This is a genomic window from Citrobacter sp. Cpo126 (genome assembly GCF_030332445.1).
GTDB lineage: Bacteria > Pseudomonadota > Gammaproteobacteria > Enterobacterales > Enterobacteriaceae > Citrobacter > Citrobacter portucalensis.
This window is the reverse complement of record NZ_JAOWHT010000024.1, coordinates 47,110-60,421: the sequence shown is the minus strand read 5'-3', so window position 1 is coordinate 60,421 and position 13,312 is coordinate 47,110. Positions and strand designations below refer to the sequence as shown.

The window sequence follows — 13,312 nt, the reverse complement described above, 5'->3', positions numbered from 1 at the left end:
CTACAAAATTCCGGAAGATCAAATAATTGTACCGAAATTGTAGGCCGGATAAGCGAAGCGCCATCCGGCAATCGATCAGAACAGTTCGTGTGTCTCACCATTATCGATAATGGTTGTCCCTACCTCGTGTACCGCCTGCTGCGTTGGCTGAGTACCTTCAATGAAATACTCTGCACGGCTGTTACCACCGCTCGCCAGTTGACCGGTACTGCGATCGATATTGACCGTCACGATACCCGGTGGTGGCGTCAGCGGCTGTTCAGGCACACCTTCCAGCACGGATTTCATGTAAGCATCCCATGCAGGCTGCGCACTCTTCGCACCGCCTTCGTAGCCGGAGATTTGGTCTTTGATCGCGCCGGAAGCCGTTGTATGACCAAGGTTGCGGCGATGGTCATCAAAGCCGATCCATACCGACGTTACTACCCCTGGTCCGTAACCGGAGAACCACGCATCTTTAGAGCTGTTGGTGGTCCCGGTTTTCCCACCGATATCATGACGCTGTAAATCGCGACCTGCGCGCCAACCGGTTCCCATCCAGCCTGGTTCACCAAAGATATTGGTGTTCAGCGCGCTTTTAATCAGGAAGGCCAGCGGCGTGTTGATCACGTGCGGAGCGTACTCCTGTGTGCCGCTTTGCGCGACCAGAGCCTGGTTTGCCTGCTCAAGTTGCGGCATAGGCACGGCGGCATTCTGCTGTTCTTGCGAGACGGCGACATCTTCTACGTTACTGTTTTCCAGCACATTAGATTTCTGGGTATCGCCATATATCACCGGAATATCGCATTCCGGGCAGGCAATTTTCGGCTTCGCTTCGAAGATAACGCCGCCCATATCGCTTTCAATCTTACTGATGAAATACGGATCGACCAGGAAGCCGCCATTAGACATCACCGCGTAACCGCGCGCCACCTGCAACGGCGTGAACGAAGCCGAACCCAGCGCCAGTGACTCGGTATGCACAATGTTCTGTGCCGGGAACCCGAAACGTTGCAAATACTCTGCCGCGTAATCCACGCCCATAGCGCGCATGGCGCGTACCATCACTACGTTTTTCGACTGACCCAGCCCCTGACGTAAGCGGATAGGACCGGCGTACTGCGGCGGGGAGTTCTTCGGCTGCCAGTCGGAACCAGCACCGGCATCCCAGCGGGAGATTGGCACGTCGTTGAGCATGCTCGCCAGCGTCAGACCTTTATCCATTGCGGCGGTATACAGGAATGGCTTGATGTTGGAGCCAACCTGGCGTAACGCCTGGGTTGCACGGTTAAACTTGCTCTGGTTGAAGTCAAAACCACCAACCAGCGCCAGCACCGCGCCGTTTTGCGGATTGATGGAGACCAGGGCGGAGTTGACGTCCGGCACTTGCGCCAGCCACCAGGCATCTCCCACCTGGCGTACCCAGATTTGCTGGCCAGTCTGTACTACGTCGGTCACTTTACGCGGCGTCGGGCCTTGTTGAGTATCCGAACGGTAAGGACGCGCCCAGCGCATACCATCCATCCGTAATGACACTGATGTACCATCCGCCAGCGCGGCAATGGCTTCCTGTGGATTGGCGCTGGTAACAACCGCCGGCAGCAGGGGGCCATAAGTCGGCAGCGCTTTCAGCGTATCGGTAATTTTCTTGCTGTCCCAACTGCTTTCGCCCACTTTCCACAGCACGTTCGACGGGCCGCGGTAGCCGTGGCGCATGTCGTAATCCATCACGTTGTTACGTACTGCCTGCTGAGCTGCCTGCTGTACTTTGCGCGTAATGGTGGTGGTGATGCGATACCCGTCTTCATAGGCTTTCTCGCCATAACGGTTATACATCTCCTGGCGCACCATTTCAGACAGATACGGTGCAGAGAAAGCGATTTCCGGCGCGTGGTAGTTAGCGTCAATGGCCTCGCCGCGCGCCTGATCGTACTGGGCCTGCGTGATGTAGTTTTCACTCAACATACGCGACAGTACAACGTTACGTCGCGCGGTTGCACGGTCCATCGAATAGAGCGGGTTGAAGGTTGACGGCGCTTTTGGCAGACCGGCAATCACCGCAATTTCACTTAAGCTGAGTTGATCCACCGTCTTACCGAAATAGACCTGCGCGGCAGCACCCACGCCATAGGCGCGATACCCCAGATAGATCTTGTTTAGATACAGTTCGAGGATCTCATCTTTACTCAGCAGTTGTTCAATGCGGATCGCCAGGAACACTTCTTTGATCTTACGCATCAGCGTACGTTCCGGGCTCAGGAAGAAGTTTCTCGCCAACTGTTGGGTAATGGTACTCGCCCCTTGCGACGCGTGACCAGAGAACAATGCGACGCTGGCCGCACGGAAGATCCCCACCGGGTCTACCCCATGGTGCTCATAAAAGCGGCTGTCTTCTGTGGCGATAAAGGCTTTAACCATTACCGGCGGCATCTGATCCAGCGTGACCGGGATTCGACGTTTCTCGCCATATTGCGCGATTAGCTCGCCGTCAGCGCTGTAAACCTGCATCGGGATCTGTAAACGCACATCTTTGAGCGTCGCGACGTCAGGTAATTGCGGCTCAATATAGCGATAGAGGCCATAAATCGAGCCTGCTCCCAGCAGGATGCAACATACTGCAAGGATTAATAAATACTTTACGAACTTCACTGGAGATTTCCCATTTAGTGGCATTTGGGCAGTTTATAAACAAACGCGCGGTAGTATAAAGGCAAGCCAGACGCATTGATATACCCGTTAAAGCGACGGGTGATAAGGAGATCATCAGCAATGGCTTTCAATATCTGGAAAATTGGTCTGCATATTCAGCAACATGAAGCGCTGGCTGTCGCTATCGTTCGCGAAGCATCAGGTTGGTATCTGCAACGCTGGTGGCGTATACCGCTGACGCCTCAGGCTATCGTCGATGGCCACATTCGCGAGCCTGAACAGCTGGTCGCCGCGCTGCTGCCGTGGAGCCGGGAGCTTCCTCGCCGACACCATATTCATCTCTCTTTTCCCGCCAACAGGACGTTACAAAAAAAGTTTCCTCGTCCGACAATGACGTTACGCGAGCCAGAGCAAACCGCATGGTTGTCTGGTTCGATGGCGCGTGAACTGGATATGGCGCCGGATGCGCTGCATTTTGATTATAGCGAAGACACGTTGAGCCCGGCGTTTAACGTCACTGCTGCGCAAAGCAAAGAGATTTCAGCGCTTCTGACGCTTATCCAAACCCTGAAGGTGCAGGTTACGGCGATTACACCGGATGCCAGCGCGTTACAGCGATTTATTCCCTTCTTGCCAGAGCATCAGCAGTGTCTGGTATGGCGTGATGACGCCCAGTGGTTATGGGCGACCCGTTCGGCATGGGGACGTAAATCAACGGGCGATATTGGCAGTATTGATGAGCTTGCCGCGACATTGTCTCTTCCCCCGACAGCCATTGCGCAATGCTCCCCTGGCGGCTTCGATCCTTTGAGCGCCGTGTCTGTACGCCAGCCGCCCATTCCAACGCAAAGTCATCACTTCGCCATTGCGCTGGGACTCGCTATGGGAGGCGCGTACCGATGATAGCGACCATTAATCTTCTGCCCTGGCGTCAGACTCGGCGTTACGCTTGCCTGCGCTTCTGGGGCATCTTATTTAGCGCTTCGCTACTGCTTAGTATTGGCGTGTTGTTGCGCTACTACAGCGTGTTGAGTGTAGAAAATCGGGCTGAATTGTTGCTGGCAGATGCCGAAAAGACGCGTGTCGAGGCCTTAATGGCGCTAAAGCCGCGTATGCAGCAGCGCCAGCAACGATGGCAACAGGTGCAGGCACGGAGCAAACAGCGTGAGCAGACCCGAAGCTGGCAGTCGGTTTTGCAAGAGCTGGCGGAATTACTGCCTGAGCAGGCGTGGTTAACAAAAATGACCTGGCAGCAGGGCTCGCTGGAACTGACGGGAAACACGCTGAACTTTGCCGCGCTGAAGACTCTGGAAGCGCAATTACGCCAGCAGCCATTATTTCAGTTGAGCAGCCCCGGTGAAACGCAGCAGGATGTGCAGGGACGCTGGCAATTCCACTATCGACTGACACGGAGCGGTGCGCATGATAACGCTCTGTGATGTCTGGTTAGCGCAGTCGCCGCGCTTTCGACTCATCTGTTGGTGCGGCTGGATGTTGGGGCTACTCATACTGGTGACGTTATGTCTTTATCCCGTAGTGCGGGAGCGGACGATGCGACGCGAGACGCTGGTCCAGCAACGGGCAGCTATTCAGATGCAATGGCGAGATGTCTATCTGTTAGCGGCATCACCAGCAGAGCCGGAAGAGAAACTGACCCTGTTCTCTCCGCTACTGTTTCAGACTTCACTTACTCGTCTTATCCACTGGCAACCCTCCGCGCAAGGCGGAGAGATGGCGCTGATATCGGCCTGGGATGCTATCCCGCAGACGTTTGTCCAGTTGGCGGATCAGGGGATGAACGTCAGCCGATTTTCGCTTAGCGCAGAAGACACGGAGCTGCTGCTAACGCTACAGCTGGAGCGTCTGAATGACGGTTGAACGCTGGCTGTTGATATGCGTAAGCGTACTGATGCTCACCGGTATGCGTAATCCCTTCCTGCCGCCGGAGGACCGTTGCCAAATTGCTGAGCTGTCGACATGGCGTTTTCAGGGCATGGTGAGCCAGGGCACGCGACCCATTGGCATCGTTCAGGATAGCCAGAAAAAATGGCGGCGGGTTAAGCCAAATGACGTCCTGAAAAACGGTTGGACGATTACGCAGATAACGGCCCAGAACATAACCCTCGGCACAGAAAAAAACTGCGAACCGCCGCGGTGGCAGTGGCAACGACAAGGAGCGGTAAATGAAGCGATGGATAGCGTGGATAGTAATAGCGCTGGCGGTCGGGATAACGAGCGCACTGGCGACGAAACCGCAAAACGTGACGCTGGTGGTCGATGATGTGCCGGTTACGCAAGTATTGCAGGCGCTGGCTGAACAGGAACAGAAAAACCTGGTGGTTTCGCCAGATGTCAGCGGTGTGCTGTCGCTGCATTTGACGGATGTCCCCTGGAAGCAGGCATTGCAGACGGTGGTAAAAAGTGCCGGACTGGTATTACGCCAGGAGGGAAACATCCTGCATGTACATTCTGTTCAATGGCAGAGTGAAAATGCGGCCCGCCAGGACAATGAACAGGCGCGGATTCAGGCCAGTATGCCGCTGGAGCAGCGCAGCATTATTTTGCACTATGCCGATGCTGCCGAGCTGGCAAAAGCAGGAGAAAAGCTGCTCAGTGCCAAGGGAAGCATGACGGTGGATAAACGGACCAACCGCTTACTGCTGCGTGATAATAGCGTTGCGCTTAACACCCTGGAAAAGTGGGTATCGGAAATGGATTTGCCGGTTGCCCAGGTCGAACTGGCGGCGCATATCGTGACTATTAATGAAAAAAGTTTGCGCGAGCTGGGAGTGAAGTGGTCGCTGGCTGACGCACAACACTCGGGGGCGGTTGGGAATGTCACGACGCTCGCCAGCGACCTTTCTGTAGCCACCGCCACATCCCGTGTGGGATTTAACATTGGCCGTATTAACGGTCGTTTACTGGAACTGGAGTTGTCTGCGCTGGAGCAAAAACAGCAGTTGGATATCATCGCCAGTCCACGATTACTGGCATCTCACCTGCAACCTGCCAGTATTAAGCAGGGCAGTGAGATCCCTTATCAGGTCTCCAGCGGTGAAAGCGGTGCGACATCCGTCGAGTTCAAGGAAGCGGTACTGGGGATGGAGGTAACACCAACGGTGTTGCAGAAAGGGAGAATCAGGCTGAAACTGCATATCAGCCAGAATGTTCCCGGACAGGTTCTACAGCAGGCAGATGGCGAAGTGCTGGCTATCGACAAGCAGGAGATTGAAACGCAGGTCGAGGTAAAAAGCGGCGAGACGATTGCGCTTGGCGGGATTTTTTCACATAAGAATAAATCCGCAGCCGACAGCGTGCCGCTATTAGGCGACATTCCCTGGCTTGGCTCTCTTTTTCGCCATGATGGTAAAGAAGACGAACGGCGCGAATTAGTGGTCTTTATTACGCCCAGACTGGTTTCAACGGAATAACTTATGCATGAAAAGCCGTTGTTTTTGCACTGAACACGTTTCAGGGATTTGACGTGAGGGTGTATTTAGCATACAAGGAGTACCGATTTGAGCGTCGGTACTTTTCTTTACTTATGCGGCAGTGAATACGCTTTGCCTTTCCGGTGGTGTGCCATAGGCTTATTGGGTGTCATTTGACTGCGCGATACGTCGCCAGGTCTGATGTTTGCAGGGTAGCATGCCTGCCACGACCAGAAATGCGTTAGGTTTGGTGATTTATTCAGTTGCCAAACCCGCTTGAGTATTGAGATAATTTTCAGTCTGACTCTCGCAATATCTTATGAGGTTTCAGTTCATGTCCTGCTGCGCTGGGTGTCTGCGAAGCGGGTTTACCATTAACGAATAGTCTTAGTAGTACCGAAAAAATGGCAGAGAAACGCAATATCTTTCTGGTTGGGCCTATGGGTGCCGGAAAAAGCACTATTGGGCGCCAGTTAGCTCAACAACTCAATATGGAATTTTACGATTCTGATCAAGAGATTGAGAAACGAACCGGAGCTGATGTGGGCTGGGTCTTCGATGTAGAAGGTGAAGACGGCTTCCGTGATCGCGAAGAAAAAGTCATCAACGAGTTGACGGAAAAACAGGGTATTGTGCTGGCAACTGGCGGTGGCTCTGTAAAATCACGTGAAACACGTAACCGTCTTTCCGCGCGTGGCGTCGTGGTCTATCTTGAAACGACAATTGAAAAACAACTTGCACGTACTCAACGTGATAAGAAACGCCCGCTGCTGCAGGTAGAATCACCGCCTCGTGAAGTTCTGGAAGCGTTGGCTGACGAACGCAATCCTCTGTACGAAGAGATTGCTGACGTGACCATTCGCACCGACGATCAGAGCGCAAAAGTCGTAGCAAACCAGATTATTCATATGTTGGAAAGCAACTAATTCTGGCTGAATACACACTCGTCTGCGGGTACAAGTAACTAAGGTGGATGTCGCGTAATGGAGAGGATCACAGTCACTCTCGGGGAACGTAGTTACCCTATCACCATCGCGGCTGGTTTGTTCAATGAGCCAGCTTCATTCTTACCGCTGAAATCGGGCGATCAGGTTATGTTGGTGACCAACGAAACCCTGGCTCCCCTTTATCTCGATAAGGTTCGCGGCGTACTTGAACAGGCGGGTGTTAACGTTGATAGCGTTATCCTTCCCGATGGCGAGCAGTATAAAAGCCTGACGGTTCTGGATACGGTTTTCACCGCGTTACTGCAAAAACCGCACGGTCGTGATACCACGTTAGTTGCCCTTGGCGGCGGCGTGATTGGCGATCTGACCGGTTTTGCGGCAGCCAGCTATCAACGTGGTGTTCGTTTTATTCAAGTCCCGACAACTCTGTTGTCGCAGGTCGACTCCTCCGTTGGCGGCAAAACCGCCGTAAACCATCCCCTCGGTAAAAACATGATTGGCGCGTTTTACCAACCGGCATCCGTGGTGGTGGATCTCGATTGTCTGAAAACGCTTCCTGCGCGTGAGCTGGCATCGGGGCTGGCGGAAGTGATCAAATACGGCATCATTCTTGACGGTGAATTTTTCAGCTGGCTGGAAGACAATCTGGATGCGTTACTGCGTCTGGATGGTCCGGCAATGGCGTACTGTATCCGTCGTTGTTGTGAGCTGAAAGCAGAAGTTGTCGCAGCAGACGAGCGTGAAATGGGCTTACGTGCTTTACTGAATCTGGGACACACGTTTGGCCATGCGATCGAAGCTGAAATGGGTTATGGCAATTGGTTACATGGTGAAGCAGTCGCAGCAGGTATGGTAATGGCTGCCCGTACGTCAGAACGTTTGGGTCAGTTCACCTCCGCTGATACGCAGCGCATCATTACGCTGTTACAGCGAGCTGGCTTACCGGTGAATGGGCCGCGTGAAATGTCCACCGAGGCTTATCTGCCGCACATGCTGCGAGATAAAAAAGTGTTAGCGGGAGAGATTCGTTTGGTGCTTCCGCGAGCGATAGGGAAGAGTGAAGTGCGCGGCGGAGTGTCGCACGAGGTGGTTCTTAACGCTATTGCTGATTGCCAGCAGGCGTAACAACAAGAAAGGTCAGGCTTACGTTGCGAAACGTAGGTCTTTTAGCTTCAGGTTATGTGCAAAGTCGTAAGCATTAACCTTTGAGTGGGGTGTTAAATGGATGAATTCAAACCAGAAGACGAGCTGAAACCCGATCCCAGCGATCGTCGTACTGGTCGTTCTCGTCAATCGTCTGAACGCGATAATGAGCCGCAAATCAATTTTGATGATGTTGATCTGGATGCTGACGATCGCCGTCCTGCACGAGCACGCAAAGAGCGTGAAGAAGAGCAGGACATTGAAGAAGAGTATGAATCTGATGACGATGCCGTGGATGAAGAGCGTGTAGAACGTCGTCCGCGCAAGCGTAAGAAAGCCGCCAGCAAACCTGCCTCCCGCCAATATATGATGATGGGTGTGGGTGTTCTGGTACTGCTGCTGCTGATTATCGGCATTGGTTCTGCGCTGAAAGCCCCCTCATCTTCTTCCAATGAGCAGGCAGCATCTGGTGAGAAGAGCATCGATCTTTCTGGCAGCAATGCAACGGATCAGGCGAGCGCAACGGCTCCTGCAACGGGCACTGAGCAGACCGCTGGCAATACCCAGCAGGATGTTTCCCTGCCACCGATTTCCTCTACCCCGACTCAAGGTCAGGCACCTGCGGCAACCGAAGGCCAGCAGCGTGTTGAAGTGCAGGGCGATTTGAACAATGCTCTGACACAACCGCAGGGTCAGGAGCAGGTTAACAACGCAGTGGTTAACTCTACGCTGCCGACCGAACCTGCGACCGTTGCGCCGATGCGTAATGGTAATGCTGCGCGCCAGACGGCGAAAACGGAAACGACTGAGCGTCCTGCTGCTACGCGCCAGGAACGTAAACAGGCCGTTATTGAGCCGAAGAGTAAACCGCAAACTACGGTGAAAGCGACGCCGACAGAGCCGAAACCTGTTGCTCAGGCAAAACCAACCGTAACTGCTACCGCGCCGACCACCACAACTAAAGCACCTGTGGTAACCGCTACGCCGAAAGCGACCGCTGAGCCGAAAGCAACTGCGACGCCAACGCAGACCGCAACGCCTGCGTCAACGGCGACAGCAACAACGACAACGCCTGTTGCTGGCGGAGCGAAAAGTGCAGGTAATGTTGGAGCGTTAAAATCTGCGCCGTCCAGCCATTACACGCTGCAGCTCAGCAGTTCTTCTAACTACGACAACTTGAACGGTTGGGCGAAGAAAGAAAACCTGAAGAACTACGTGGTGTACCAGACGACGCGTAACGGTCAACCGTGGTATGTTCTGGTGACAGGCGTGTATGCGTCTAAAGAAGACGCGAAACGTGCAGTGTCTACGTTACCCGCTGATATTCAGGCGAAAAACCCGTGGGCAAAACCGCTGCATCAGGTTCAGGCCGATTTGAAGTAAGATAGGATATGTTCTGCAATGGTTTGATGTTTCGCCCAATTGCGGGACAAAGACTAAAGCGCAGGATGCTGTCGGAGCTTTCTCCACAGCCGGAGAAGGTGTAATTAGTTAGTCAGCATGAAAAAAAATCGCGCTTTTTTGAAATGGGCAGGGGGGAAATACCCCCTGCTTGATGATATCAAACGGCATTTACCTCAGGGTGAGTGCCTGATTGAACCTTTCGTGGGTGCCGGGTCGGTGTTTCTCAACACCGACTTTTCTCGTTATATTCTTGCCGATATCAACAGCGACCTTATCAGTCTCTATAACATCGTGAAGACGCGTACCGATGAGTATGTGCAGGCTTCGCGTGAGCTGTTTATGCCTGAAACCAATCAGGCTGAGGTGTACTATCGGTTCAGAGAAGAATTTAATGCCAGCGAGGATCCGTTCCGCAGAGCAGTGCTGTTCTTGTATCTGAACCGCTTTGGTTACAACGGATTGTGCCGTTATAACCTGCGCGGCGAGTTTAACGTCCCGTTTGGGCGTTATAAAAAACCTTACTTCCCGGAAGCCGAGTTGTACCATTTTGCTGAGAAAGCGCAGAATGCGGAGTTCCATTGCCTCTCCTATGAAGAGTGCATGAACCGTGCGGATAGCAACTCTGTGGTCTATTGTGACCCCCCTTATGCACCGCTTTCGGCGACGGCAAATTTCACTGCGTATCACACCAACAGCTTTAGCCCGAAAGAGCAGGCGCATTTGGCCGAGATGGCAGAAAAGCTGGTCAGTAAGCAGATCCCGGTGTTAATTTCGAACCACGATACGCCCGATACCCGTGAATGGTACCGAGCGGCGAAACATTTTCAGGTCAAAGTGCGGCGCAGCATAAGCAGCAATGGCGGCACGCGTAAAAAGGTGAACGAACTGCTGGCACTGTATAAACCAGGAGTCGTAACGCCTGCGAAGAAATAAATCTCAAGGAGAAGCGGATGAAACAGTATTTGATCGCCCCCTCAATTCTGTCGGCTGATTTTGCCCGCCTGGGTGAGGACACCGCGAGAGCGCTGACTGCCGGTGCCGATGTCGTGCACTTCGACGTCATGGACAATCACTACGTACCGAACCTGACCATCGGACCGATGGTACTGAAATCGCTGCGTAAATATGGCATCACCGCCCCGATTGATGTTCACCTGATGGTGAAACCGGTCGATCGTATTGTCCCGGACTTCGCCGCCGCTGGCGCCAGCATCATTACTTTTCATCCGGAAGCCTCCGAGCATGTCGATCGCACTTTACAGCTGATCAAAGAGCATGGCTGTAAAGCGGGCCTGGTGTTCAACCCGGCAACACCGCTGAGCTATCTGGACTACGTCATGGATAAGCTCGATGTGATCCTGCTGATGTCCGTTAACCCAGGCTTTGGCGGACAGTCCTTCATCCCACAAACGCTGGATAAGCTGCGCGAAGTGCGTCGTCGTATTGATGAATCTGGCTACGATATCCGCCTCGAAGTGGACGGTGGCGTCAAAGTGAATAACATTGGTGAAATTGCCGCGGCAGGCGCAGATATGTTTGTTGCAGGCTCCGCCATTTTCGACCAACCAGACTACAAAAAAGTCATTGATGAAATGCGCAATGAACTGGCGAAGGTAAGTCATGGATAAGTTTCAGGATATTCGGGGCGCTGCATTTGACCTCGACGGCACGCTGGTCGACAGCGCGCCGGGATTAGCCGCAGCGGTGGACATGGCGCTGTATGCGCTGGAACTGCCGGTTGCCGGAGAAGAACGCGTTATCACCTGGATTGGTAACGGTGCAGATGTACTGATGGAGCGCGCGCTGGCGTGGTCCCGTCAGGAGCGCGCAACATTACGTAAAACGATGGGTAAACCGCCCGTTGATGATGATATTCCCGCCGAGGAGCAGGTACGCATTTTGCGTAAGCTGTTCGACAGATACTACGGCGATGTCGCAGAAGAGGGGACATTCCTGTTCCCTGATGTTGCCGACACGCTGGGCGCGCTGCATGCGAAAGGATTGCCGCTGGGTCTGGTGACCAACAAACCGACCCCGTTTGTCGCGCCATTGCTCGAAGCATTAGATATCGCCAAGTACTTTAGCGTGGTCATCGGTGGTGACGACGTGCAGAATAAAAAACCGCATCCGGATCCGCTGCTGCTTGTGGCAAGTAAGCTTGGCATCAAGCCTGAGCAAATGCTCTTCGTAGGGGATTCACGCAATGATATTCAGGCGGCAAAAGCTGCTGGCTGTCCGTCCGTTGGCCTGACCTATGGCTACAACTACGGCGAGTCGATCGCGCTGAGCCAGCCCGACGTTATTTACGACCGTATTAATGAACTACTGCCCGCTCTCGGGCTTCCGCATAGCGAAAATCAGGAATCAAAAAATGACTAAGCCCATCGTTTTTAGTGGCGCACAGCCCTCAGGTGAATTGACCATTGGCAACTATATGGGTGCGCTGCGTCAGTGGGTGAGCATGCAGGATGACTACCATTGCATCTACTGCATCGTTGACCAACATGCCATCACCGTTCGTCAGGATGCTCAGCAACTGCGTAAAGCAACGCTCGATACGCTGGCGCTGTATCTGGCATGCGGTATCGATCCTGAAAAAAGCACCATTTTCGTGCAGTCTCACGTACCGGAGCATGCACAGTTAGGTTGGGCGCTGAACTGCTACACCTACTTCGGCGAGCTGAGCCGTATGACCCAGTTCAAAGATAAATCCGCGCGCTATGCGGAGAACATCAACGCCGGTCTGTTTGATTATCCGGTACTGATGGCGGCAGACATCCTGCTGTATCAGACCAACCAGGTACCGGTTGGCGAAGATCAGAAACAGCATCTGGAACTGAGCCGCGATATCGCCCAGCGCTTTAATGCCCTGTATGGCGACATCTTTAAAGTGCCTGAGCCGTTCATTCCTAAATCCGGCGCGCGCGTGATGTCGCTGCTGGAGCCAACGAAGAAAATGTCCAAGTCGGATGACAACCGCAACAACGTGATCGGTCTGCTGGAAGATCCGAAATCTGTGGTTAAAAAAATCAAACGTGCGATGACCGACTCCGAAGAGCCGCCAGTTGTACGCTACGACGTGCAGAACAAAGCGGGTGTTTCCAACCTGCTGGATATTCTCTCCGCCGTCACCGGTAAGAGCATTCCGGAGCTGGAACAGCACTTCGAAGGCAAAATGTATGGTCATCTGAAAGGTGAAGTCGCAGAGGCCGTTTCCGGTATGCTGACCGAGCTTCAGGAACGCTATCACCGTTTCCGTAACGATGAAGCTTTCCTGCAGAAAGTGATGAAAGAAGGTGCGGAAAAAGCCAGCGCCCGCGCATCTGTTACGCTGAAAGCCGTTTACGAAGCGATTGGTTTTGTCGCCAAGCCGTAATGCGCTCTGTGTTGTTAAAAAAACCGGGAAGTTCCCGGTTTTTTTGTATCTGCGCAATCGCTTCTATTACTGATTCGCAGCCGGGCCACAGCCACCAATAATTTTTGAAATCGAAATTGCTGGATGCAGGAAATAATCGTAGCTGCAGTTATTTTTTGTGTTTTCGATATGACCAGTACACGCGGTCAGCGTAGCCAGAACACCAGCAACTAAGGTGATTTTTGCAAATTTAAACATGTCAAAATCCTTGTTAGATATCTATTTCTAAATGGATGAAGTCCATTTTTCGCCGGATAAGATATCAACTAACATAAACTTTAAGTAGTCCAGAAAAGGACATGTCGCTTTATATATAAAACATACGATTAGTGAATTGAATTTAA

The 13,312-nt window shown here is 53.0% G+C and carries 14 protein-coding genes; 12 read left to right on the top strand and 2 right to left on the bottom strand.

Features of this window, described 5'->3' with window-relative positions:
• Positions 1-75: 75 nt before the first annotated feature.
• Entirely contained in the window at positions 76-2,628 is a 2,553-nt protein-coding gene (mrcA, locus tag OGY17_RS03505) for a peptidoglycan glycosyltransferase/peptidoglycan DD-transpeptidase MrcA (RefSeq protein ID WP_003827669.1), read from the bottom strand.
• 120 nt (positions 2,629-2,748) lie between these two features.
• Here mrcA and OGY17_RS03500 point away from each other — a divergent pair, with 120 nt between their 5' ends.
• From OGY17_RS03500 to trpS, 12 genes are all read left to right on the top strand, one after another.
• Positions 2,749-3,531, top strand: a complete 783-nt coding sequence (locus tag OGY17_RS03500) for a type IV pilus biogenesis protein PilM (RefSeq protein ID WP_241176491.1) — start codon at positions 2,749-2,751, stop codon at positions 3,529-3,531.
• Positions 3,528-4,067, top strand: a complete 540-nt coding sequence (locus OGY17_RS03495) for a PilN domain-containing protein (protein WP_286606403.1) — start codon at positions 3,528-3,530, stop codon at positions 4,065-4,067. The genes OGY17_RS03500 and OGY17_RS03495 overlap by 4 nt, the downstream gene beginning before the upstream one ends.
• Positions 4,051-4,506 carry a HofO family protein gene (locus tag OGY17_RS03490; RefSeq protein ID WP_286606401.1) on the top strand — a complete coding sequence of 152 codons (456 nt, stop codon included), beginning with the start codon at positions 4,051-4,053 and terminating at the stop codon, positions 4,504-4,506. The genes OGY17_RS03495 and OGY17_RS03490 overlap by 17 nt, the downstream gene beginning before the upstream one ends.
• Positions 4,496-4,909: a HofP DNA utilization family protein gene (locus OGY17_RS03485; protein ID WP_057067153.1), complete on the top strand. Its 414-nt coding sequence runs from the start codon at positions 4,496-4,498 to the stop codon at positions 4,907-4,909. Before OGY17_RS03490 ends, OGY17_RS03485 begins: the two co-directional genes overlap by 11 nt.
• Positions 4,812-6,059 carry a DNA uptake porin HofQ gene (hofQ, locus tag OGY17_RS03480; protein WP_149607332.1) on the top strand — a complete coding sequence of 416 codons (1,248 nt, stop codon included), beginning with the start codon at positions 4,812-4,814 and terminating at the stop codon, positions 6,057-6,059. The genes OGY17_RS03485 and hofQ overlap by 98 nt, the downstream gene beginning before the upstream one ends.
• A 404-nt stretch (positions 6,060-6,463) precedes the next feature.
• Entirely contained in the window at positions 6,464-6,985 is a 522-nt protein-coding gene (gene aroK / locus OGY17_RS03475; RefSeq protein ID WP_003023552.1) for a shikimate kinase AroK, read from the top strand.
• A gap of 57 nt (positions 6,986-7,042) precedes the next feature.
• The gene (aroB, locus tag OGY17_RS03470; RefSeq protein ID WP_003827681.1) at positions 7,043-8,131 is read left to right on the top strand and encodes a 3-dehydroquinate synthase; all 1,089 of its coding nucleotides are present in this window, start codon (positions 7,043-7,045) and stop codon (positions 8,129-8,131) included.
• 96 nt (positions 8,132-8,227) lie between these two features.
• Complete coding sequence (damX, locus tag OGY17_RS03465) at positions 8,228-9,532, top strand: cell division protein DamX (RefSeq protein ID WP_286606399.1); 1,305 nt, start codon at positions 8,228-8,230, stop codon at positions 9,530-9,532.
• A 117-nt stretch (positions 9,533-9,649) separates the two neighbouring features.
• Positions 9,650-10,486 carry an adenine-specific DNA-methyltransferase gene (gene dam, locus OGY17_RS03460; RefSeq protein WP_003827684.1) on the top strand — a complete coding sequence of 279 codons (837 nt, stop codon included), beginning with the start codon at positions 9,650-9,652 and terminating at the stop codon, positions 10,484-10,486.
• Positions 10,487-10,503: 17 nt separating this feature from the next.
• A complete protein-coding gene (gene rpe / locus OGY17_RS03455) occupies positions 10,504-11,181 on the top strand; it encodes a ribulose-phosphate 3-epimerase (protein WP_003023561.1) in 678 nt (225 codons plus the stop codon).
• Positions 11,174-11,932 (top strand): phosphoglycolate phosphatase, encoded by a 759-nt coding sequence (gene gph / locus OGY17_RS03450; RefSeq protein ID WP_003837920.1) that lies wholly within the window; start codon positions 11,174-11,176, stop codon positions 11,930-11,932. Before rpe ends, gph begins: the two co-directional genes overlap by 8 nt.
• Positions 11,925-12,929: a tryptophan--tRNA ligase gene (gene trpS / locus OGY17_RS03445; protein ID WP_003827687.1), complete on the top strand. Its 1,005-nt coding sequence runs from the start codon at positions 11,925-11,927 to the stop codon at positions 12,927-12,929. Before gph ends, trpS begins: the two co-directional genes overlap by 8 nt.
• A 66-nt stretch (positions 12,930-12,995) precedes the next feature.
• Here trpS and OGY17_RS03440 read toward each other — a convergent pair whose 3' ends face one another.
• Entirely contained in the window at positions 12,996-13,166 is a 171-nt protein-coding gene (locus OGY17_RS03440; RefSeq protein ID WP_008786311.1) for a YhfL family protein, read from the bottom strand.
• Between the last annotated feature and the right edge of the window lie 146 nt (positions 13,167-13,312).

Coding starts and splice junctions, on each gene's coding strand:
- OGY17_RS03500 (WP_241176491.1), top strand. CDS start 2,749: ATGGCTTTCAATATCTGGAAAATTGGTCTGCATATTCAGCAACATGAA.
- OGY17_RS03495 (WP_286606403.1), top strand. CDS start 3,528: ATGATAGCGACCATTAATCTTCTGCCCTGGCGTCAGACTCGGCGTTAC.
- OGY17_RS03490 (WP_286606401.1), top strand. CDS start 4,051: ATGATAACGCTCTGTGATGTCTGGTTAGCGCAGTCGCCGCGCTTTCGA.
- OGY17_RS03485 (WP_057067153.1), top strand. CDS start 4,496: ATGACGGTTGAACGCTGGCTGTTGATATGCGTAAGCGTACTGATGCTC.
- hofQ (WP_149607332.1), top strand. CDS start 4,812: ATGAAGCGATGGATAGCGTGGATAGTAATAGCGCTGGCGGTCGGGATA.
- aroK (WP_003023552.1), top strand. CDS start 6,464: ATGGCAGAGAAACGCAATATCTTTCTGGTTGGGCCTATGGGTGCCGGA.
- aroB (WP_003827681.1), top strand. CDS start 7,043: ATGGAGAGGATCACAGTCACTCTCGGGGAACGTAGTTACCCTATCACC.
- damX (WP_286606399.1), top strand. CDS start 8,228: ATGGATGAATTCAAACCAGAAGACGAGCTGAAACCCGATCCCAGCGAT.
- dam (WP_003827684.1), top strand. CDS start 9,650: ATGAAAAAAAATCGCGCTTTTTTGAAATGGGCAGGGGGGAAATACCCC.
- rpe (WP_003023561.1), top strand. CDS start 10,504: ATGAAACAGTATTTGATCGCCCCCTCAATTCTGTCGGCTGATTTTGCC.
- gph (WP_003837920.1), top strand. CDS start 11,174: ATGGATAAGTTTCAGGATATTCGGGGCGCTGCATTTGACCTCGACGGC.
- trpS (WP_003827687.1), top strand. CDS start 11,925: ATGACTAAGCCCATCGTTTTTAGTGGCGCACAGCCCTCAGGTGAATTG.
- OGY17_RS03440 (WP_008786311.1), bottom strand. CDS start 13,166: ATGTTTAAATTTGCAAAAATCACCTTAGTTGCTGGTGTTCTGGCTACG.